Consider the following 20,496-nt stretch of genomic DNA (forward strand, 5'->3'; position numbering starts at 1 on the left):
GAGGCGAAATCACGACGGGGTGCAAGACCGGCGGTTGAGCGCAGCGGTTGCTTCGCGCATACAGCGCGGCATGCGCAAATTTTTCGTTCGCTCCGCTGTTCTTGCTATCGCGCTGGTGGTGAGTGGCTGCGTCAGCCCGCCCGCGTCGCCGCCGCCACAGCCGGTGGTGGTGCCGCGCCCGGTGCCGTTGCCGCCGTCCCCGGCCGTGCCGCAATCGCTCGACTGGCGCGATTGGGCGGTGACGCCCGGCGATTGGAGCTATCGCACCGATGCCACCGGTTCGGTGGCGGCCTTTGGGCGATCCGGGGGGAGTGCGTTGCTGACGCTGCGATGCGATCGTGGGACCAATCTCGTGTCGCTGTCGCGCCCGGGCGCGAGCGCCGCACCGCTGCTGGTGCGGACCAGCAGCCTCGCACGGACGTTGACCGCGCGCGCTGCCGATGCCGCTCAGGCGACGGTCGCGCTGGAACCCCGCGACCCGCTGCTCGACGCGATGGCGTTCAGCCGCGGTCGTTTCCTCGTCGAGCAAGCCGGCGCGACAACGTTGGTGGTGCCCGCTTGGGCTGAAATTGGCCGCGTAGTCGAGGATTGCCGCCGCTGAGCAGCGGTTTCGATCGCCGTTGGACGCGCATTTGGTGCGCTTCAGGCAGGCGAAAGAGAATCGTCGAAATCGAGGAACATTACAAGACTTGTTTCGCAAATTTATATGATTCAAACACGAGTCGTGACCAGTCCTGGTTACGCTGTTTTAACTAGCGAAAGGAGGTGATCCGATGTCTCATGGTTCAGCAATGGGGTCGGTTCAGTTCGTTCGGGGGACGCACCGCTAAGCTTTTCGGGGTAACCCGTTGACGGTAGGGGCGGGGGGTATTTTCCCCCAGACAACGCCATCCCCGTCGAAGCTGATGCGGTCCGCATGGTCTCCCAAGCTGGAGCTTCCGGCCGCTGACCATGTCAGGAGGTTGCCGGGGTGCCGTGAGGCCCCCGGCAGCCTCTTTTCATTTTGGGTAACGCCGAGGGGCGAGTGTCCCGTAATGGCCCTCCAAATCGCATATCTTAACGCGACCGAAACCATGATTTTCGCTAGATGCTGCGCTGCAACGTGTTGCGTGTGAGTCGTTGGGGGCGTAAATATGGCTATCTTTGCGGGTATAGCTGCCTGTGTAATTGCGTTCGCGGTTTGGGAGGTGTTGCAGCTGCTGAAGCAGCGTCGCGCTGCCGTCAGGCGGGGTAAGCGCAGGCAACGCAACCTCGCTTATCAACAAGCGTGGGACGCCGTGTTCGGGCGTGGCGGACAGCGCCGCCTGACGGTCCAACCACCCGAGGCCGACAAAGAGTGATCTATAGAGTGAGCGCTTGCCGCGTCGCCTGAGCGACGGCATGATCCAGGGTGCGTTCGGTTGGATCGCGGCCCTGGAGAAACTGATGCGGATCCCTATCGCTTCGTTGGTGCTGTGTGCGTTTGCTGTCGCACCGGCGACCGCCCAGGTTTCGAAGGATGCGTTGCCAACGATCGAAGAGGTTTCGATCGAGCAGTTGCAGGCGATGATGGCGCACGGGACGGGCAGCGCCGCAATCACGCAGGCGTATCTGGCGCGGATTGCGGCGATGGATCGCAGTGGACCGAAACTCCGCGCGGTGATCGCGATCAACCCCGATGCACTGGCGCAGGCGCGCGCGAGCGACGCGCGGCGTAAGGCGGGCAAGGTGCTGGGCCCGCTCGATGGCGTGCCCGTGCTGATCAAGGACAATATCGAGACCAAGGATCCGATCGCAACCACCGCGGGCAGCCTGGCGCTGAAGGACAATGTCGGCTTGCGCGACGCGCCGCTGGTGGCGGGGCTGCGGCGGCAGGGCGCGGTGATCCTGGGCAAGACCAATCTCAGCGAATGGGCCAATATCCGCTCGAGCAATTCGATCAGCGGGTGGAGTGCGGTCGGTGGGTTGGTGCGCAACCCCTATGCGCTGGACCGGACCGCGTGCGGCTCGTCGAGTGGATCGGGCGCGGCGGTCGCGGCCAGCTTTGCGGCGGCGGCGGTTGGAACGGAAACCGACGGATCGGTGGTGTGCCCCTCCTCGATGAACGGGCTGGTCGGCCTCAAACCCACGCTAGGTCTGGTCAGCCGCACCTACGTCGTGCCGATCAGCCACAGCCAGGATACGCCGGGGCCGATGGCGCGCAGCGTACGCGACGTGGCGATCCTGTTCGACGCGATGGTCGGCTACGATCCCGCCGATGCAGCGAGTATCAATATCGCCTATGCGATCGCGCACAGTTATGCGGGCGACCTGGCGCGCGCTTCGCTGAAGGGCGTGCGGGTGGCGGTGCTCCATCCCGAGATGCCCGATCTTCTCAAGACCAAATATGAGGCCGCGCTCGCCGTGCTGAAGGCGCAGGGCGCGGTGCTGGTCGATGTCGAAGCACCGAAACTATCCGGGGTCGGCGAGGCCGAGTCGCTGGTGCTGCACACCGAATTGAAGGCAGATCTGAACGCCTATCTGAAGACGACGCCGCCTGCGGTAAAAACGCGCACGCTGGCCGATGTGATCGCCTTCGATACTGCCACTGCTGCGACCGAAATGCCGTTCTTCGCGCAGGCAACCTTTGAAGCGGCGGAGAAGACGCGCGGCCTCGCCGACCCCGAATATCTCGGTGCGCGCGCGAAATCGCTGCGGCTGGCGGGCAAGGAGGGCATTGATGCGATGCTCGCCAAGGCGCAGGCGACGATCCTGGTGGAGCCGACTTACGGTATGCCGTGGCTGTCCGATACGGTCTATGGCGATCAGTTCAGCGGCCCAAGTGCCAGCGAGCTGCCCGCGATCGCTGGCTATCCGCACCTGACGGTGCCGATGGGCCTGGTACGCGGCGTGCCGGTCGGGCTGTCCTTCATCGCGACGGCGATGGGGGATTCGACGGTGCTGCAGGCGGGCTATGTCTATGAACAGGCGGCCAAAGCACGGGTTGCGCCCACCTATGCCGCGACCAACGATGCCGGGCCGGGGCTTGATGGCGCGCGTTAACGCCTAGCGTTCCAGCAATTCCGGGCGGATGTGGATCGCGGTCAGCGACATGCGCACTTCGATCAGGAACGACACCAGCGCCGAGATCAGCAATCCCATCGCCAGGATGAAGGATAGCGCGACGATGGTACCGATGTGGAGCTTGATCAGCACCGCGACGAACAGCAAGGCCACGACCAGGCACGTCATTACCGCGCTCGACACAGCCATCACCAATGCCGCGTTGATTACCGACATGCGGCGGTCGAGCAGCCGCAATTCCCAGACGTGGCGGTCATGTTCGGGCCCGACCGAGCGGGGGTGAAGGTCCTCCACCGCGCGGGCGCGATCGACCACCCGGGAAAGCCGTCCGGCCAGCACGTTGAGCAAGGCACCGATTCCGGCCAGCATGAACACCGGGGATAGCGAAAGCTGGATCGTCTGCGCGATCGTGTTGACAGCGGGGATCGAGAACATCGTTCGACATTGGGGGGTGTCGCCGCGCGACGCAAGCGGTGCTCTGCACCGAATGGTAACCCAGTTGCGCTAACGCCGTGCGCCATGACCAAGCCGATGCTGCTCGCGGAGTTCACGCGCCTGCCGTCGCCGACCCGGGCGAGCGTGCTCGATGGCCTGTCGGGCGCGATCGATGCAGTGGCGGAAGCCGCCCCTGCCGCGCAACGTTTCCTGCGCTATCAATGGTATGCGGCGGCGCTGGAGGCTTATGGCGGCGCGGCGCGCACGATTGTGGTGGAAGACGACGACGAACCGGTGATCGCTCTGCCGTTTGTCGGTGTCGGGCCGACGTTGGCGCGCGTCGCGATGGTGCCGGGCTGTTATTGGCCGTTCCGCGGCTTTCCCATGCACGCGCGGGTTGGCACCCGCGCGGTCGATGCGCTGCTTGACACGCTCGGGCGCTCGGTCAACGCGCTGCGGATCGGGCCGGTCTGCGACGGCGATCCGACGATCGAGGCGTTGCTCGCGCGGGCCCGGGCGAAAGGGTGGGCGGCGCTCGACCGCTTCGTCGCCAACAGTTTCGTGCTCGATTTGACGCAGGACGATTGGCCGCGCGGATCGACGCTGCGCAAGAATCGCTTCCATGAAAAGCATTTGGCCGAACATGGTGTGCTCGACTGGCGCTTTGTCGGCGCTGGAGAGTGGGAACTTGCCTTCGATGCCTTCGCGCAGGTCGAGGGACGGAGTTGGATCGGGGCGAAGACTGACGGGCGCGATGCCAAGTTCACCCGCACCGGCCATGGCCGGTTCTGGCGCGCGGCAGCGCGCGATCCGATCCTGGCGGGAATGATGTCGGCGGCGCTGCTGACCATCAAGGGTGTGCCCAGCGCCTTCTCCTTCGATCTCGATTGCGGCCCGACGCGCTACGCCATCGCCAACAGCTATGACCCTGCTGTCGCCAGACATTCGCCGGGCAAGCTGCTCGCGTATCGCAATCTCGTGCATGCACGGGGAGCGGGGATTCGAATGGTCGATTGGGGCGCGGGCGACAGCGGATACAAACAGACGCTGGGTGCCGTGCAAGGTCCGGCGTTGCGCGATTGGCTGCTGGTGCGGCCCGGTGTCCCGGCGGCGTTGGCGCGGCTGTTGAAAGGGCGTTGGGCCGCCAGCGGGCAGGGGTGATGGATCCCCGGCGCTGCGCACTGCGTTGAACACGGATGGACGAACTGGCCGATCTTCAGGCACGGATGGAAGCAGCGGCGGCGGCGCTGGATTTCGAGGAAGCGCGGAGGCTGCGCGACCGCATCAGCTTGCTCCGCGGCGGTGCCGATGCCGCTGCAGCGGCATCGGCCGACACCGCCGGTCTGACGCGGCAACAGCCGGGCGCAATGGGGCTCGGTTCCAGTCAGCAGCGCGTCAGCCCACCGCCCGGATGGACGCCGCCGCGTAAGCCCGATCCCATGACGCAAGGACGATCGCGCAAGCGGTGATGCCGGACGAGTCGGTGTACTGACAGCCGCCTTTTCGAAACGAGAAGACTGGACCCAATACGGTTTCCCGAAGATTGCGTCGTGAGAGGTAACCGCACTCCCTCCCACGTCTCCTTTGCGAATATGCGCAGGCTTTCTCGTAAAAATTCAGCGATGTAGTTGAAATATACAGTCGGCGATCGTGGTACAAGAAAAGTCATGAGGACATAGACGGCGTATCGTCCCACTCCTCCTATTTGCGTTGTGGGCGTATAGAATATAAGTGATATGGCGTTAAGGTTAATATTGTGCGGTCGCAAATCTTCCGGTCCAGTGTGGCGTTGGTCAGGACTAAAAATGAAATCCGCAATTTCCAGGTCTAGGTTTGCAGCCGCGCTACCCGGGTTATGCGTTTTTTTGGGCGTGCTCTGCGGAAGCCTCCTATGGCAGATCTGGGCCGAGGTGTCGGGTAAGGCTCCCCCGCTATCGTTTTCACTGGGCATTGGCGTCGCATCGCTTATTCTTGTCGGTCTGCGATATTGGCCGGTGGTGGCAATCGCGGCGATCGGGACAACGGTGTTCGCCGAACCGGTGCATCCCGTTCTGCAAAATGTCGCGCATGGTGCGGGTCTCACGCTTGGTGCGGTCATCTCCGCATTCCTTATCGAGCGGTGGCGGATCAGGCCAAGTGACCTTCTGGATCCAAAGTCGGTGTGGCGGACCTTGGCGGCGGTCGTCGCGGGGACGTTCGCGGGTGCAGTGTCGGCGACTACGGTGGTAATGCTCGTCGGCGGGCCTGGTACTTTTGCGGCGGGCGTCGAGGATCGTGCGGCGCGTTTTGGATTGGGCTTAATTCTCGCGACGCCGCTGGTCTTGTCATGGGCAGCGCGTCCTGCGGAGCGCTGGACGCGCGTCGCGTGGTTTAACTTCGTTGCGTTGATGGTGCTTTGCGCCGCCGTCGCTGCGGCCATCAATTTCGGTTCGGGGACTGCTTCCTTCGCGTGGGTTATGTTTCCGCTCATCATCGCCGCCTTGCGCTTTCATTTGCGCGGTGCTGCCACATCGATGGTGCTTGTCGCGGTCATCACGCTGTGGGCCGCCGGACAAAATTCTTTCCAAGCCGTGGGGGAACTGGCCAGTGGCCAGGTGCGCCTGGCGCAGTTGCTGGTCGCCGTGACCGCCGCGACGATGTTTGTTCTCGCCGCGACCGCCGACAAGCGTCGCGAACAGGAGCGCGCTCGGGATGCGGAGCAACGCTATCGCGCCATTTTCGAACAGGCCGGTGTCGGCGTGGCGGTCCTGTCGGCCGATGGCGAGTATCTCGCGGCGAACGAGCGCTATCTCGAGATCGCGGGATATGGCCGCGATGAGCTGCTTGGAAGCCACTATACCGCGATTCTCGACGACACCGAGGCAAGCGCGAGCCGAAACGTTCTCGCCCAACTTTCGGGTGGCACACCCCCCATCATATCGCGTGATCTGAATATCCGAACCAAGGGTGGCGAAAAGCGGTGGATTCGGGCGACGTCGAGCAAGATTGTCGGGGCTGCGGGCGCGGTCGATCAGGTCGTGACCGTGGTCGAGGATATCTCGGAGCGCGTAAAGGCAGAGGTTGCGCTTTCGGAGAGTGAAAAGCGTTTCCGCCTGGCCCAGCAATATGCGGGCGTCGGTGTGTTCGACATCAACCTGACCGAAGAAAGCGCGCTGCATTCGCCGGAAAGTGCGGCACTGTTTGGAGTGCCCTGGCATCCCGGCGCATACAGACTTTCGGAATTTGTCGACCGCATCGGTCAGTCGCAATTGCACGAGATGCGGGCAAAATTGTTCCGGTCTGCGGTCGACGAAGCCCCGTTCGAAATGTCCCTGCGCGTCTCCATGCCGGATCGCCGCATTCGCTGGATCCGTTTGCACGGCCGATACGATCCTTATGAGGAGCGACCTCGTCTTCTCGGCCTGGTCATCGATATCACCAGCGACGTTGAAGCGAAGGCGCAATTGCGCGAAGCAAATGAGAAGTTCCTGCGCGTTACCCGCTTGAGCGCGATGGGTGCGATGGCCTCGACCCTGGCGCATGAGTTGAATCAGCCGCTATCGGCCATCACCAATTATGTCGAAGCGGGACGCTACAAGCTCTGTGACGCTGAAGCGGTCGACGGGAAGCTGCTCGCGATCCTCGATTCCGCGCGTGATCAAGCGCTGCGCGCGGGCGAAATCATCCGCAAGATGCGGGCCTTTGCCGTAAGTGGCGAGGTCGTGTTCGAACGGGTGTCCTTGGGGCCGGTCCTCGCGGCGGCGTGCGCTGGTGTGCAGCAACTCAAAATGGCCGATGATGTGACCCTCATTTGCCATCCCGTGCGGCCCGACCTCTTGGTGGTTGGCGATCCGGTGCAGCTCGAGCAAGTGATGTCGAATCTGGTCCGCAACGCTGTCGAGGCAACCGAGGGGGTGGCGCGTCGGGAAATCGTGGTGTCCACCGATATCCGTCAGCGCGACGTATTGATCACAGTGTCCGACAACGGGTGCGGTCTTCCCCAGGGGATGCTCGAAAACCTGTTTGCACCGTTTCGGACGAGCAAATCGAACGGTGCCGGCCTGGGACTGGGCCTACCGATTTGCCGAACTATCGTCGAGGCGCATGGCGGCAAATTGTGGGCGGAAAACAATCCGCAGGGTGGCGCGACCTTCAGCCTTGTCCTGCTCTTGGAAGAGGGCTGGGCGCATCTCGGGAAAGGCGAGATCGCGTCCGAGCCATACGGGCAACGCGACGACCGGGCCGCCTAGAGCCGCAGATTGCGGAAGGACCGTCCTGTTTTCGCGTGAATGTCGCGTTGTTGTAAGAATGCCGTCCTAAGCGCGCTCCGAGCCGTTTGGAGCATAGGTTGAGCTGGCTGCGTGACATCGATCGCTGGTTCATGGCCGAGGTGCTGCCGCACGCAGCCGCTTACCGGGCCAAGGCGGCGCATTTTTGCGGTCGTGACGATGCCGATGATCTGGTGCAGGAAGCCTATGCGCGCGTCCTGAAGACGCCGGACTTTCGGGCGATCGTCAGCGCGCGCGGGTTCGTCCTCACGATCGTGCATAATCTCGCGCTGGAGCGGCTGCGGCGGGCGAACGTGGTGCGGATCGAACTGTTGGCATCGCTGGACATGCTTGACGTGGCGGATCCCGCACCCGACGCCTTTGCGGTTGCAGCCGGGCGTTCCGACTTGCGACGCCTGCTCCAGCTGATCGATGACTTGCCGCCGCAATGCGCGCGCGTCCTGCACATGCGCAAAATTCAGGGCATGCCCCCGATTGCAATCGCCGAGGCGCTTTCAATATCTGTCTCGACGGTGGAAAAGCATATCGCTAAGGGGCTTGCCCTCGTAACAAAGGCCCGTCGCGACAGCGAAACCCAGGTGGAGGAAGTTTGTCCGGCCTTTCCGAAATCCCGCAGCGGCACGCTGACCTGACCGACGCGGCGGCCGCTTGGCTGGCCGCGCTGGACGCGGGATCGGCGGACATAGCGGCATTTGAGGCCTGGCGTGACGCGGATATCCGCCATGCCGTTGCCTTCGTCGAGGTGGCCGGCACGTGGCGCGACATGGACGCTTTGCGCCTGGCAAACGGGGACATGCAACGCGGCAACGTCGCCGAACCGATCGCCGCGGAGCGACCGAGCCGACGCCACCTCCTGCGCGCTGCTGCGTCGGTTGCGGTTGTAGTGGTCGTCGGCGGCGGCTTCGCATACCGCGCCGCTGCCCGCGCTTCGGCAACGACTGCCGTCGGCCAGCGCAAGACCGTCGCCGCTGCACCCGGCCTGTCGCTCGATCTCAACACCGACACGAGTGTCTCCTGGAAAGACGGCATGCCTGCGCGGGCCTGGCTGGAACGGGGCGAGATCGCAGTGCGCCTGGCTGCGTCGCACCGGCTGGAGTTGTTGACGCCCGGCGGCCGGTTTCTGCTCGAACCGGGCGCGTACAATGCTCGGGTGCGCGGTGCTGGCTGCGAACTGGCGATCCTCGCCGGCGGCGGTACGTTCGAGGGTACTGGGCGGCGCATCGGCTTGGGCACGGTCGCGCTGGCGAACGCAGGCCAGTTGGCGCTGCGAGATGCGCCCGATCTCGGTCCGATCAGCGCATGGCAGCACGACACGCTCGTGTTGAACGGGCAAAGCCTCGATTACGCGGTGTCGGAGATGAACCGCTACCTGCCCGAGAAAATCGTGATCGGGGATCCCGATCTGTCGCGCCTGCGCCTCGGCGGCACGTTCGCCACCACCGACCCCGCCGAATTCCTGCAGGCGCTGCGCACGTCGTTCGGTGTACGGGCGACCACGGGTGCGAACGGCGGCATCGTTCTCACCCGGATCTGAACTTTTTTTACACGGCGAATGGCGGTTCGTCCGCGCTGATCCATCCTTGCCCCGACAATCGCATAGAGTGTGGGGACTTCCATGATACGATATTTGACGACGACCGCCATCGTGGCGGTCGCGATGACCAGTGCTGCATCCGCGCAGGCCGAGCCGGCGCGCATCCGCTTCGATATCAGGTCGACCGATACGGCCACCGCGCTGAACGGCTTTGCGCGGCAGGCCGGTGTGCACCTTGTCTTTCCGTACGACGCGGTTGTCGGTCGCCGTGTTGCCGCGCTGCACGGCAGCTTCACCCGCGACGAGGCGCTGCGTCGCTTGATTGCGGGGCAGGGACTGGTGATTGCGGAGCAAACCGCCTCGATGATCTCGCTGAAGGTCGCGCCGGTCGAACCCCCAAAGGAAACCGCAAGCACGACCGGAGCGGACATCGTCGTGCTGGGGCAGGGCCAGTCTCGCCAGGTGCAGACCGTCTCCACCAAGGCGATGGAAAAGACGACGGCGGGCTCGTCGCCGCTGCGCTCGCTCAGTCGACTGCCGGGCGTCAATTTCGACTCGTCCGACGCGCGCGGAACCTATGAGGCGGCCACCCAGCTTTCGATCCGCGGCTTCCTGACCGACCAGATGGGGTATACGCTCGACGGCGTCCCGCTCGGCAACATGCAGTATCGCAACAATAACGGTCTTTCGATCAACCGCGCACTGCTGACCGAGAATAACGGTGCCGCCACGCTCTCCCAGGGCAGCGGCGCGCTGGGGACGGCCTCCACCAGCAACATCGGCGGCACGGTGGACTTCACCTCGATCGACCCGACCGCACGCTTCGGTGTCGATCTCGAGGCGAGCTATGGCAGCGCCAATTCATGGCGCACCTTCGTTCGCCTCAACAGCGGCGACCTGCCGTGGGGCGGACGACTGGCGCTCTCTTATGCGCATGACCGGCAAGGCAAATGGAAGGGCTGGGGCAAGCAGGTTCAGGACCAGATCAACGCCAAATACGTCCAGCCGCTGGGCGACGGCGTGACCTCGACCACCTTTCTCGACCTGATCGACCGGCGCGAAGACGATTATAACGACACCTCGCTGGCGCGGTTGAAGACCTATGGCTGGGATTTCGACAATATCCCGACTTTCGCGCTCGCCGAACAACTCGCCACGATCACCCAGAATGGCGGCACACCGCCCGCGCCTTATGTGAACGCGGACGACAGCGTGTATCAGGGTGGCGGCGTTCGGCGCGATCTGCTCGCGTACGAAAAGTTAGGCTATCAGCTTTCGCCGCGGCTGTCGGGCTTCACCACCGGCTATATTCACCTCGACAAGGGCATCGGCACCTGGGCCGATCCCTATGATCCCACGCCCGCAGCCTATGGCGGCTCGCCGATTTCGGTTTCGGCAAACCGTTACGACATCGATCGCAAGGGCATCCTCTCGCGCCTGACGTTCAAGACCGGTGACCACAAAATCGAGGGCGGCGTGTGGTATGAGCGCAACGCGTTCAACCAGGCGAACTATCTCTACGGACTTCAGGCGGGCGTCGCGCCGCAGGAGTTTCAAAAGTTCTACACCAACCCATTCCGCACGACTTATTCGAACCAATATACCACCGACACCGTGCAACTCGACATCAGTGACACCTGGCAGGCGACGGACCATCTTCGCCTGAACGCGGGCGTGAAGGGTGTCGTTTCCACCAATCACGCGCACAGCATCGTCAGCACCAAGCCGATCGACGGTTCGATCAAGGCGGAGAACTGGTTCCTGCCGACCGCCGGCCTTCTCTACACGCTGGACGGCCACAACGAACTTTTCGCGGATTACACCCGCAATATGGCCGCGTTCGTCGCGTCCACATCGAGCGGCCCCTTTTCCAGCAGCTCGCAAGCCGGTTTCAACTATATCCGCAGCGACCTGAAACCGGAGATGACCAACACGTTCGAGGCCGGTTACCGCTTCCATGATCGCGATCTGCAGCTTTCGCTGACCGGCTATTACGTGAAGTTCAACAACCGCCTGCTTGCTTCATCGATCAGCGCGACCGTCGTCGGCAACCAGAACGTGTTGCAAAATGTCGGCAGCGTCTCTTCGCGCGGCGTCGAGACGGCGGCGAACTGGCGGTTCGCGCCGCATTGGTCGCTGTACGGCAGCTGGGCTTATAACGATGCGACCTATGACGACAATGTCCAGCCGCTGGGCGGGGCCGTTGTCGCCACCAAGGGCAAGCAGGTGGTCGCGTCGCCGAAGAACGTCGGCAATGCCGAGCTGAATTATGACGATGGCACATTATGGGGTGGGGTGACTGCGCATTATCGCAGCGCGCGCTACTACAGCTATCTGAACGATGCTGTGCTGCCGGGCGCGGTCAATTTCAGCCTTTCGGCCGGCTATCGCTTCAGCCGCCTGCTCGACGTTCAGGTCAACGTGATGAACCTGTTCGACGCGCATTATATCGCTTCGACCGGCACCGCCGGTTTCGTAACCTCTGATCCCAACGGCACCTACACCACGCTGCAGGCCGCCGCCCCGCGACAGGTGTTCGCGACGGTGCGCGCGCACTTCTGATCCGTTTCTCCGGAAAGGGGCGCTCCCTCGTATCGTATCGGGAGCGCCCCTCGACCGTCTTTTCGATGGGGGCCTTATGGACCGTCGCACGCTTCTGAAGCTCTCGATGGGCGCGCCGCTTCTGCCGCTGGCGGCGCGGGCGGCGTCGGCCGCGCCGCCGCAGACGGACGACGCATTCTCTTTCGTCTTTATGGGCGATTGCCATATCCGGCCTGAACTGGACGCCGCCCGCGCTTGCGCGATGTGCTTCGAGCAGGTCTCCGCGTCCGACTGCGATTTCGTGTTTCAGGGTGGCGACCACATCGAGGACGCGCTGGAAACCGGAAGGGATCGCGCGACGATGCTGATGGATCTCTATCAACGGACCGAGCGCGCGCATCTGCGCAAACCGGTGCATCACGTCATCGGAAATCACGATTGCCTCGGCGTCTTCCCGAAGAGCGGGATCGATCCTTCCGCGCCCGATTATGGCAAGCACTTCTACATCGATCGCTTCGGACCGCGATATTACGCCTTCGACCATAAGGGCGTGCATTTCGTCGTGCTCGATTCGATCGGCCTGACGGCCGACCGAAATTACGAGGGGCGCGTCGATGATGAGCAACTGGCCTGGCTGCGCGGCGATCTCGCGGCGCAGCCCAAAGGTGCTCGCATTGTCGCCGTGACGCACATTCCGCTGGTTACCGCGATGCAATGCTATGAGCCGGAATCCTGGCTCGACACGCCGCACAACTGGACGTTCGTGGTCAATGGCCGCGACGTGCTGCGGGTCCTGCGCGACCACGATGTTCTCGCGGTGCTACAGGCACACAGCCACGTCTATGAGCGGATCGAGCTGAACGGCATGTCCTTCATCACCACGGGTGCCGTCGCAGGCGCGGATTGGCGCGGATCATTCCTCGGCACACCGGAGGGCTATACCGAGATCGCCGTCTCCGGCCGCACCGTGACGAGTTGCTATCGAACATACGGCTTTTCCAGCGTCGCTCGGCAAGACGTGCCGATCTGAATGCCGATCAGCGACAGCGTCGACCGTCTGGGCACTTGCTGCGGGCGCTGACAAAATCGGGGATGTCGAATGTGCTCTCTGTTATCGGCAGGGAGGGGCGCGACCCTGATCTTTCCGGAGAACGATGGTCACCCATCTACGCCGGTCAGGCCGGGATAGTCCTGCGGGCGCGGCGCGGGGGCATTCCAACGGAAGCGGCGCTCCTGCTCCGTGATCGCCAGATCGTTCACCGACGCCTCGCGGCGGCGCATCAGCCCGTTTTCGGCGAACTCCCACTGCTCATTGCCGTAACAGCGATACCACCCACCGGCGATGCGGCATTCGTACTGAAACCGCACCGCGATCCGGTTGTCGGTAAACGCCCACAGGTCCTTGACGAGGCGATACTCCTCTTCGCGCGCCCATTTGGCCCTCAGCAACGCGACAATGGCAGGCCGACTTGTGACGAAGCAGTCTCGGTTCCGCCATTCGCTATCGATCGTATAGGCCAGGGCCACACGCTCGGGGTCGCGGCTGTTCCAGGCATCTTCCGCGGCGCGCACCTTGATCAAAGCGGTCTCGCGAGTGAAGGGCGGCATCGGCGGCCGAGGGATTTCGAGCGGGTTCATGCGGGGATGTCCTTTTCGGCGAGCGCTGTGCGCAGCGCGGCGTTTTCGGCCTCGAGCGCGGCGAGTCTGGCGTGGAGAGGAGCCGAGGCTGCAACGATCTCGGCCTCAGTAAAACGCGGGGTGATGTGTTGCGGGCAATTCCAATCGAATGCCTCAAGGTGCAGCAGGAAGAAGCGTTCGGGCAGGCCGCGATAGTTTGCGAGCTCGAGCTTCGTCGCCAGTGCGGCATCGGCGGAGAGATCGCGCACCTCGATCCGGGCATAGAGCTTCAACCGGCGACGGCGCGGATAGTCCATCAGGAAGATCGCGACACGGTCGTTTGCCGCGATATTGCCGAGACTGATATATTGGCGATTGCCCCGAAAATCGGCGAAAGCGAGCGTGGTCTCGTCCAGAACCTTGAGGAAGCCCCGGGGGCCGCCGCGATGCTGGACATAGGGCCAGCCGCTTTCCGATACGCTTCCCAAGTAGAAGCTGTCGCGGCTGGCGATAAATTCGACTTCGGCTGGTCCGAAGCGGTCCGACGGGCGGTGCCCGCCGACTGCGTCGTAAAGCCCGGCACTGCCGTTTGCCAGCTGTGCCGCTAGCACGCTCGGCGTCGTTGCGAGGGTGAGGAAGGCATTGGCCATGATCCGACTCCCGGAGGGCTGGAAAAGGGGACATCGTTGGCGGGCGCACGGTGCGCGGCCCGCCAACGAGGGCGTCACGCGGCCTGGGCGGCCAGGACGACCGGGAAGTCAATGTCGGTTTCGGCGACATTGTTGATGTAGTTGGTCAGCACGTTGAGCGCGACCGACGCCACGATCTCGATCACCTGGGCGTCGCTAAAGCCGGCCAGACGCACTGCGGCGAGGTCGGCGTCGCTGACGCGGCCGCGCGCGTCGAGCACCTTTCGCGCGAAGACAAGGGCGGCGTCGGCCTTGGCGTCGCCCGAATGACCGGTACGGTTCAGCGCGACCTCGGCGTTGTCGATCTTGGCGAGGTTGAGGCCGAGATAGGTGTGCGCCGACAGGCAGTAATCGCAGCCATTTGCCTGCGCGATTGCGAGCGCGATGCGTTCGCGGGTCTTGGCGTCGAGCGTGCGGCCCAATGCGCCGTTGAGGCCGAGATAACCCTCGAGCGCTGCGGGGCTGGTGCCGACGAGACGGAAGAGGTTGGGGATCGTGCCGAGCTGTTTCTGGACGGCATCGAGCAGCGGCTGCGACTTTGCGGGGGAATCTTCGCGCGTGGGGATAGCGATGCGGGACACGTCTTTTCTCCTGGGTAGGCGGCTGGGTGCGGCCTGCCCAATTAAAATGCCCTTTCGAGCCGTCTGTGATAATCGGTTCAATCGACACTTCACTCATGCGAAAATCGGGATAATCATGGATCGGCTGGAAATGTTGCGCACCTTCGTTGCGGTGGCCGATCATGCGAGTTTTGCCGAGGCCGCGCGCCGCCTGCGCGTCTCGCCCACGGCGGCCAGTCGAGCGGTGGCGGCGCTGGAACTGTCGCTCGGAACCCCCTTGTTGCGGCGGACGACGCGATCGGTGCGGCTGACAGACGAGGGTGCCGCCTATCTCGAGCGCTGCCGTGCCGCGCTGATCGAACTCGACGATGCAGCGCTGGCTTTGCAAGGTGCGGGCGCACTGCCGGGGGGCAGTCTTGTCGTCACCGCGCCGGTTACCTTTGGGCGTCTCCATATCCTGCCGATCGCCACCGGCCTGCTGCGCGATCATCCGCGTCTGGATGTGGAACTCACCTTGATCGATCGCGTCGTGCGCCTGGTCGATGAAGGGATCGATGTCGCCGTGCGGATCGGCGATTTGTCGGACAGTTCGCTCCATGCCCTCAAGGTGGCGGAGGTACGGCGGGTTCTTGTCGCCAGTCCTGGCTATCTGGCGGCGCATGGAGCGCCCGGGAACGTGCCGGCGCTACATGGACACGCCTTGATCTCTTTTACCGAGATCGACCGCGCGCACGAGTGGCGCTTCGGAACGACTGGCAAGACCGCCATCCGGATCGAGCCAAGGTTGACGGTCAACACCGCCGATGCGGCCATTGCGGCGGCGACCGATGGCGTGGGGATCGCGCGCGTTCTGTCCTATCAGGCGCTTGCGGCCATCGCGTCGGGGCGGTTGGTCACGGTGCTCGACGGGGCCGCGCCGCCGCCCGCACCGGTTCACCTGGTCTATCAGGCCAACCGACGCGCTTCGGTCAACGTACGCGCCTTCATCGATGCAGCGCGGGCGCATTTCAGTGGGTTGGATCTGACAGGTGGCGCGGCGTGACCAGTACGGCCGATCCGCCAGCGTTCGTCTACCAGCTTAGCCCAAGAGTTCCCCGCAATGGGGCAAGCTAAGAACCGGCAAGGCCTGTTCTCCGCTCTCCACCGCTTGGCGCTGTTCGCGGCGCGCCATTGGGACTCCCAAACCAGCCATAAGCGGGAGCCGAACGAACGGCAGGTTCCAGCCGCGTCGGGGGCGCAGCCCGATCAGCGTTGCTTCTTGGCCGTAGTCGCCGTGAAATCGGGGGCCTTGTTTGCTACCCAATCGACGAACTTGCGCACATTGGGGTTGGCCAGCAAGGCCTCCACATCGGTTCCATGGCGCTGGAGCTCGGAGTTGCTGAAGTTGGCGATCAGCGTTTGCTGGCAGATGGGGTGCATGGGGACAACATCGCGCCCGCCCCGGCTCTTGGGTACGGGATGGTGCCAGACTATGGTCTTGCCGGTGGGCCGACCGCAGAGCCAGCAGGGCACTATGGCCGGTGGGGAGTCATCGTCTCGATCCGAATCCAGATATGGATCATGCTTGGAATGTTTACGTGCCATGCGTCTATCGTGTCTGTCTGAAATCGCGCTGCCCCAAGCAGCAGTGCGTCAGGCTTGATAGCGCAACGTGTTCGAAAACCCATCATTCGCCTTTGTCATCTTCGCGATTTTTCGAAGGTTGGCTCGGACGTTGCGATCAAAGCGGCGGTCGTCATAGATGCCCGTGATCGGATACTCGTCCTGGGCGAGCAGTGTCTTGATGCGCGCAGCGAATGCCGCCTGGTCATCGGTGCCCCCAGGGGCATTCAGGCGGCGGCAGGCCCATTCCTCGGCGGCGGCTTTGTCATAGTCGTCTTGGGCCTCATATCCTCGCTTATCCGCAGCCGCTTGCTCGAGCGTCGCAGCCTTGAGGCGGCTTTCCAACCACTTGCGAACGAGTTCGCTATCCCATGCCTTTGTCGAACTGCTCATCCTGCTTTCCAATCCTGATCCCGCGCTGAACCGGATCGCATCGAGTCGGGCGCGCCAGCCGCCGCTATAGACGTTCCAGCATGGCATGGTGAGGCAGGGGACCAGAGGACGGCATCCCTTGCTTTTCCGTCAGCAGGTGCGCGGCGTTCGGCGGTTGTCATCGGAACCAACATCATGGCAACCGCCTGCTTCAACAGTCCCTCACATCAGCGTGTCGGCTCCGGAAAGCGCGCAAGCTTCCCAACGTCTGCCGGGTCGTGCTGCACAATGATGGTCGCGCCGGTATTTGCTGCGAGCCTTTGCAAGCGATCCATCGACGCCAGGCTATCGGCGCGCTCGGTGTTCCAGATCGGCACTGCCGAAAGCGGCCATTGGGCTTCCAGGTGCACGACATCGCCGGTGAGGATCACGGCACCGGTCCTGGGGAGACGCACCAGCAGCGAGGATTCGCCGGGGGTGTGCCCCGGCGTGGCAAGCATCACGACCGAGCCGTCCCCAAAAATATCCCGATCGCCTTCGATCAGGTCGACCTTGCCCCCACCGGTAAACCAGGGAGCGAGCAGGTGCGGGTCGGCGAACGGGATCGTGCCCCTATGCAGCGCCGCCCAATCCCGCGCGCCGATCAGCAGCGTTGCTTTTGGAAAGCTCGCTGCCTGTCCGACATGGTCGAAATGATAGTGGCTGATCGCCAGCCGTCCAATATCGTCCGGGCGAATGCCGATCCGCGCAAGCTGGGTCGGCAAATCGACCGCGAGCGTCGGGCTGATCGGTTGCGCGTCAATCGGCGCGCCGCGTACGGTGACGGGCAACCCTGCGTCCCACAACAACAGCTCTTTGCCGTGGCGGATCAGGTAGCAACCGTCGGTCAGTCGGCGTGATTTCCCGGCATAGCTGCCGGCATCGGATAACGGCGAAGCGTCGTTCATTTCGATCTCGCCGCAATCCAGTCGCCACAGCTCGACCTCGGGAGCGGTCGGAGCGGCTTGAACGGGGGCGCTCGGCAGGAGCGAGACGCAACTGGCCAGCACATGCCACAACGTGAATTTCATGACGTGATCCTCGATTGATAGATGTCCGGAATGACGGCGCGTGCTCAGGGGCGTGGACCCGAACCGCTCGGTAATGCGCCCGAAACGCTCTGTCGGCCCTTGTTCGTGTCGCGGCGGACGCCGATGGTCAGCCCATGACGAATTACGACCCCACCCAGGAGGCACAGCGCGGCGATGTCGCACAGCGTTTTCCGCGCGGTGTGCCCTTCGCGATCCCCGCAGGTCTGGAAATCGATCTGGTCAACATTCCCGATCCGCAGAGCGGGCGGTACGAATCGATTTGCATCACGGTCGATGCGCCGCTGCGCCAGTCGCTGCGCGCCAGTCTGAACGGCTTGCCCGATGGCCCCAGCATCCCGGGCAGCTTTGGCATTGCGCTGTCCGCCGATCTGGTGGAGGCCTATGGACATGCTGCGAGCGCGCTGGCGGCCCCAGAGGCGGCCACGGCCGAAGCCGTGGCGCGCCATCGTATCGTGGAAATTCTGTTGTTGCTCAGCGGCACGCATGTCGGGCGGATGCTCGTCGCTGTCGATCGCGCCGAACAGCTCGAAGCCATCGTATATGCGGACCCTTCCTATGCCTGGCGGGTCGAAGAGGTCGCCGGTATGCTTGGCATGGGGGCCTCTACGTTGCGCCGTCACCTGAAACAGGCAGGCACGTCGTTTCGCCAGGTCTGCCTGTCCGCGCGCATGGCGACGGCGGGATCGCTCCTCAGCGCGCCGGGCTATTCGGTGACCCAGGCCGCCCAGGCTGCGGGCTATGCGTCACGCTCGCATTTCGCGCGTCAGGTTCGGGCCGCGCACGGAGTGGCACCGGGGCGGTTGCGCAGCGTGGCTTAGCGCGAGCAAGCGGCCCTCGGGACGATTTGCCCCGCCGTCGGCACCGTCACCGGGATGGGCGGTCCCGTTCCCGCCGCTTTGGGGAGTCGCCGCGCCGGTGTTGCCGGTGCCACTGCCGGGCCGACTGCGGCTCGCGCGGTGGTCGCCGCATTCTCGACCTCGACCTGCGGGCTCCGGCAAGCTTGGCGGATCTTGGCAACCTTACACCCGGCGATTTCGCGGTGGTGGCGCGTCAGCAAGGCGGGAACTTGTCGTATGGCTATGATATAATTGCCAAAATCCTGCGATATTGCAGCCTTATTTACGTCGAAAGGTGAAATACCACACCTCGCGCCCCTGGCGGCGCGCCTTGCGTTCGTAGCGGGTCTCGGGCCAGTCCTCAGGGCGGTTGAGGAAGTCGGCGGGCTCCCGCGCGGTCCACACGAAATCGCGGCGTTGCCCCATCACCATCATCGCCCAGCGGCAATAGGTCGGGTCGTCGGTGCCGAGGCGGAACTCCATGCCCGGCTTCAGCTTGGCCGCGATCAGATCGAGCGGGCCGTGATTGACCATGCGTCGCTTGGCGTGGCGGGCTTTGCGCCACGGGTCGGGGTGCAACAGGTACACGCGCGACAGCGAGGCATCGGGCAGGCGCTCGAGCACGTCGAGCGCGTCGCCCATGTGCAGGCGGACATTGTCGAGATCCGCGTCGCGGACGTGCCCCAGCGCGCCGACCACGCCGTTGAGGAAGGGTTCGCAACCGATAAAGCCCGTGTCGCGCCGCGCGGTCGCTTGCCCGGCGAGATGCTCGCCCGCGCCAAAGCCGATTTCGACTTCGAGCGGGCGATCGCTGCCGAACAGCCGTGTCGCGTCGAGCGGCCCGTCGGTCGGCACGCTGATTTGCGGTAGCAGGGTTTCCACCAGGTCGGCCTGGCCCAGGCGCAGTTTATGGCCCTGGCGGCGGCCATAGAGGCGGCGGGTCGTCATCGGATCGGTCATCGGCGCAGGCTCTAGCGAGCGCGCAGGCGGCTGGAAAGCGCCGTTTCCTTCGCGGGCGCGGTCGCGGTCAGGCTGCGTGCGCGAGCTCGGGGCGAACGAGGCGCCCGATCTGCGGTCGCGCGAAATAATAACCCTGCATGTAGCGCACACCGATGCCGCGCAATTTGTCATATTCGGCCCGCGTCTCGACCCCCTCGGCAATCACCTTCACGCCCAGTCGCGAAACCAGATGGAAGGTTTCCTCCACCACCAGCCGCCGCGCCCAACTGCCGCACAAACCGCGGATCAGATCGGGCTGGAGCTTGACGGCATCGGGCAGGAAGCGGCTCATCAGCGTCAGCCCCCAATCGCCCGATCCAAAATCGTCGATGATGGTGGTCATTCCCATCTTGCGATAGGCGCGCGCGACACGCTCCAGATGCGCGTCGTCGAGCCGCTTGCACTCGCTGAATTCGAAGGTCAGCCGTTCCGGCGGGAATCCCGTCTCGCGCGCTGTCCGCAATGTGCGCTCGCTGTCGGCGACCGGATCCTCGATCGCCTCGGGCAGGAAGTTGATCGATAACAATGCGCCGGTGGACATGATCCCGGCTGCCACGGCCTGGCGGATCGCAGCCACGCGGCATTGCTGGTCGAAGGCATAGCGGGTCTCGGGCGTCACCCGCGCCAGCATTTCCGGGGCGCCTTCGCCGTTGGGACCGCGCACCAGCGCCTCATAGGCACAGGTACGGTTCGCCACGACATCCATGATCGGCTGGAACGCCATGACGAGGTGAAAGTCATGCTCCTGCTCTGCATTTGGACGTGCGTGTTGACCGGACAAGAGACGTTTCCTCTGGTGACCCTTGTCTATTGATAGACGCTACGACGCCGTAACGGTCGGCTCGTGCGGTGGTTATTTTCGGGGTAAGTTTGCCATAGGCGACGATCGGCGGATATTTTCGGCGATCGC

General features: G+C 63.9%; 20 protein-coding genes. 11 read left to right on the forward strand and 9 right to left on the reverse strand.

All coding sequences use genetic code 11. From position 1 onward, the window contains the following. The first annotated feature begins 70 nt into the window (after positions 1 to 70). Together ACP7BL_RS09120 and ACP7BL_RS09125 are read left to right on the forward strand one after the other, a co-directional pair. Positions 71 to 601 (forward strand): hypothetical protein, encoded by a 531-nt coding sequence (locus ACP7BL_RS09120; protein WP_426258154.1) that lies wholly within the window; start codon positions 71 to 73, stop codon positions 599 to 601. A gap of 824 nt (positions 602 to 1,425) precedes the next feature. Further along, complete coding sequence (locus ACP7BL_RS09125) at positions 1,426 to 3,021, forward strand: amidase (protein ID WP_426258155.1); 1,596 nt, start codon at positions 1,426 to 1,428, stop codon at positions 3,019 to 3,021. A 3-nt stretch (positions 3,022 to 3,024) separates the two neighbouring features. On the opposite strand, the gene ACP7BL_RS09130 is transcribed toward ACP7BL_RS09125, so the two are convergent. Further along, complete coding sequence (locus ACP7BL_RS09130) at positions 3,025 to 3,477, reverse strand: DUF2721 domain-containing protein (protein ID WP_033965490.1); 453 nt, start codon at positions 3,475 to 3,477, stop codon at positions 3,025 to 3,027. A gap of 84 nt (positions 3,478 to 3,561) precedes the next feature. On the opposite strand from ACP7BL_RS09130, the gene ACP7BL_RS09135 reads away from it, so the two are divergent. The 7 genes from ACP7BL_RS09135 (at position 3,562) to ACP7BL_RS09165 (ending at position 12,850) form a co-directional block, all read left to right on the forward strand. Further along, entirely contained in the window at positions 3,562 to 4,638 is a 1,077-nt protein-coding gene (locus ACP7BL_RS09135) for a GNAT family N-acetyltransferase (RefSeq protein ID WP_426258156.1), read from the forward strand. A 35-nt stretch (positions 4,639 to 4,673) separates the two neighbouring features. Continuing rightward, positions 4,674 to 4,946, forward strand: coding sequence for a UvrB/UvrC motif-containing protein (locus tag ACP7BL_RS09140; RefSeq protein WP_033965491.1), 273 nt, complete (start codon positions 4,674 to 4,676; stop codon positions 4,944 to 4,946). Between the two features lie 336 nt (positions 4,947 to 5,282). Next, entirely contained in the window at positions 5,283 to 7,706 is a 2,424-nt protein-coding gene (locus tag ACP7BL_RS09145; RefSeq protein ID WP_426258157.1) for an ATP-binding protein, read from the forward strand. Between the two features lie 98 nt (positions 7,707 to 7,804). Beyond that, positions 7,805 to 8,377, forward strand: a complete 573-nt coding sequence (locus ACP7BL_RS09150; protein ID WP_033965496.1) for an RNA polymerase sigma factor — start codon at positions 7,805 to 7,807, stop codon at positions 8,375 to 8,377. Next, entirely contained in the window at positions 8,335 to 9,279 is a 945-nt protein-coding gene (locus tag ACP7BL_RS09155) for a DUF4880 domain-containing protein (protein WP_426258158.1), read from the forward strand. Before ACP7BL_RS09150 ends, ACP7BL_RS09155 begins: the two co-directional genes overlap by 43 nt. Positions 9,280 to 9,360: 81 nt before the next feature. Continuing rightward, on the forward strand, positions 9,361 to 11,841 hold the full coding sequence (locus ACP7BL_RS09160; protein WP_426258159.1) for a TonB-dependent receptor domain-containing protein: 2,481 nt from the start codon (positions 9,361 to 9,363) through the stop codon (positions 11,839 to 11,841). 76 nt (positions 11,842 to 11,917) lie between these two features. Further along, positions 11,918 to 12,850 carry a metallophosphoesterase family protein gene (locus ACP7BL_RS09165; protein WP_426258160.1) on the forward strand — a complete coding sequence of 311 codons (933 nt, stop codon included), beginning with the start codon at positions 11,918 to 11,920 and terminating at the stop codon, positions 12,848 to 12,850. A 128-nt stretch (positions 12,851 to 12,978) separates the two neighbouring features. On the opposite strand, the gene ACP7BL_RS09170 is transcribed toward ACP7BL_RS09165, so the two are convergent. The 3 genes from ACP7BL_RS09170 to ACP7BL_RS09180 form a co-directional block, all read right to left on the reverse strand. Further along, positions 12,979 to 13,458: a DUF1348 family protein gene (locus ACP7BL_RS09170; protein ID WP_426258161.1), complete on the reverse strand. Its 480-nt coding sequence runs from the start codon at positions 13,456 to 13,458 to the stop codon at positions 12,979 to 12,981. Continuing rightward, positions 13,455 to 14,087 (reverse strand): pyridoxamine 5'-phosphate oxidase family protein, encoded by a 633-nt coding sequence (locus ACP7BL_RS09175; protein ID WP_126848832.1) that lies wholly within the window; start codon positions 14,085 to 14,087, stop codon positions 13,455 to 13,457. Before ACP7BL_RS09175 ends, ACP7BL_RS09170 begins: the two co-directional genes overlap by 4 nt. A gap of 74 nt (positions 14,088 to 14,161) precedes the next feature. After that, entirely contained in the window at positions 14,162 to 14,707 is a 546-nt protein-coding gene (locus ACP7BL_RS09180; protein WP_033965498.1) for a carboxymuconolactone decarboxylase family protein, read from the reverse strand. Between the two features lie 115 nt (positions 14,708 to 14,822). Between ACP7BL_RS09180 and ACP7BL_RS09185 the strand changes: the two genes are divergently transcribed. Next, positions 14,823 to 15,728, forward strand: coding sequence for a LysR family transcriptional regulator (locus ACP7BL_RS09185; RefSeq protein WP_033965500.1), 906 nt, complete (start codon positions 14,823 to 14,825; stop codon positions 15,726 to 15,728). A 203-nt stretch (positions 15,729 to 15,931) separates the two neighbouring features. On the opposite strand, the gene ACP7BL_RS09190 is transcribed toward ACP7BL_RS09185, so the two are convergent. The 3 genes from ACP7BL_RS09190 to ACP7BL_RS09200 all read right to left on the reverse strand — a co-directional run bounded on the left by ACP7BL_RS09190 (position 15,932) and on the right by ACP7BL_RS09200 (position 17,730). Then, positions 15,932 to 16,270, reverse strand: a complete 339-nt coding sequence (locus ACP7BL_RS09190; RefSeq protein ID WP_426258162.1) for a hypothetical protein — start codon at positions 16,268 to 16,270, stop codon at positions 15,932 to 15,934. 48 nt (positions 16,271 to 16,318) lie between these two features. Further along, a complete protein-coding gene (locus tag ACP7BL_RS09195) occupies positions 16,319 to 16,681 on the reverse strand; it encodes a hypothetical protein (RefSeq protein WP_426258163.1) in 363 nt (120 codons plus the stop codon). 206 nt (positions 16,682 to 16,887) lie between these two features. Then, positions 16,888 to 17,730 carry an N-acyl homoserine lactonase family protein gene (locus tag ACP7BL_RS09200; RefSeq protein WP_249340811.1) on the reverse strand — a complete coding sequence of 281 codons (843 nt, stop codon included), beginning with the start codon at positions 17,728 to 17,730 and terminating at the stop codon, positions 16,888 to 16,890. A 134-nt stretch (positions 17,731 to 17,864) separates the two neighbouring features. On the opposite strand from ACP7BL_RS09200, the gene ACP7BL_RS09205 reads away from it, so the two are divergent. Next, positions 17,865 to 18,569, forward strand: a complete 705-nt coding sequence (locus ACP7BL_RS09205) for a helix-turn-helix transcriptional regulator (RefSeq protein ID WP_126848834.1) — start codon at positions 17,865 to 17,867, stop codon at positions 18,567 to 18,569. 297 nt (positions 18,570 to 18,866) lie between these two features. On the opposite strand, the gene trmB is transcribed toward ACP7BL_RS09205, so the two are convergent. Both trmB and ACP7BL_RS09215 read right to left on the reverse strand, forming a co-directional pair. After that, a complete protein-coding gene (gene trmB / locus ACP7BL_RS09210) occupies positions 18,867 to 19,547 on the reverse strand; it encodes a tRNA (guanine(46)-N(7))-methyltransferase TrmB (protein WP_033965504.1) in 681 nt (226 codons plus the stop codon). Between the two features lie 67 nt (positions 19,548 to 19,614). Beyond that, entirely contained in the window at positions 19,615 to 20,367 is a 753-nt protein-coding gene (locus tag ACP7BL_RS09215) for an EAL domain-containing protein (RefSeq protein WP_231565175.1), read from the reverse strand. Between the last annotated feature and the right edge of the window lie 129 nt (positions 20,368 to 20,496).

The organism is Sphingomonas sp. DC1600-2, from assembly GCF_049897605.1.
GTDB lineage: Bacteria > Pseudomonadota > Alphaproteobacteria > Sphingomonadales > Sphingomonadaceae > Sphingomonas.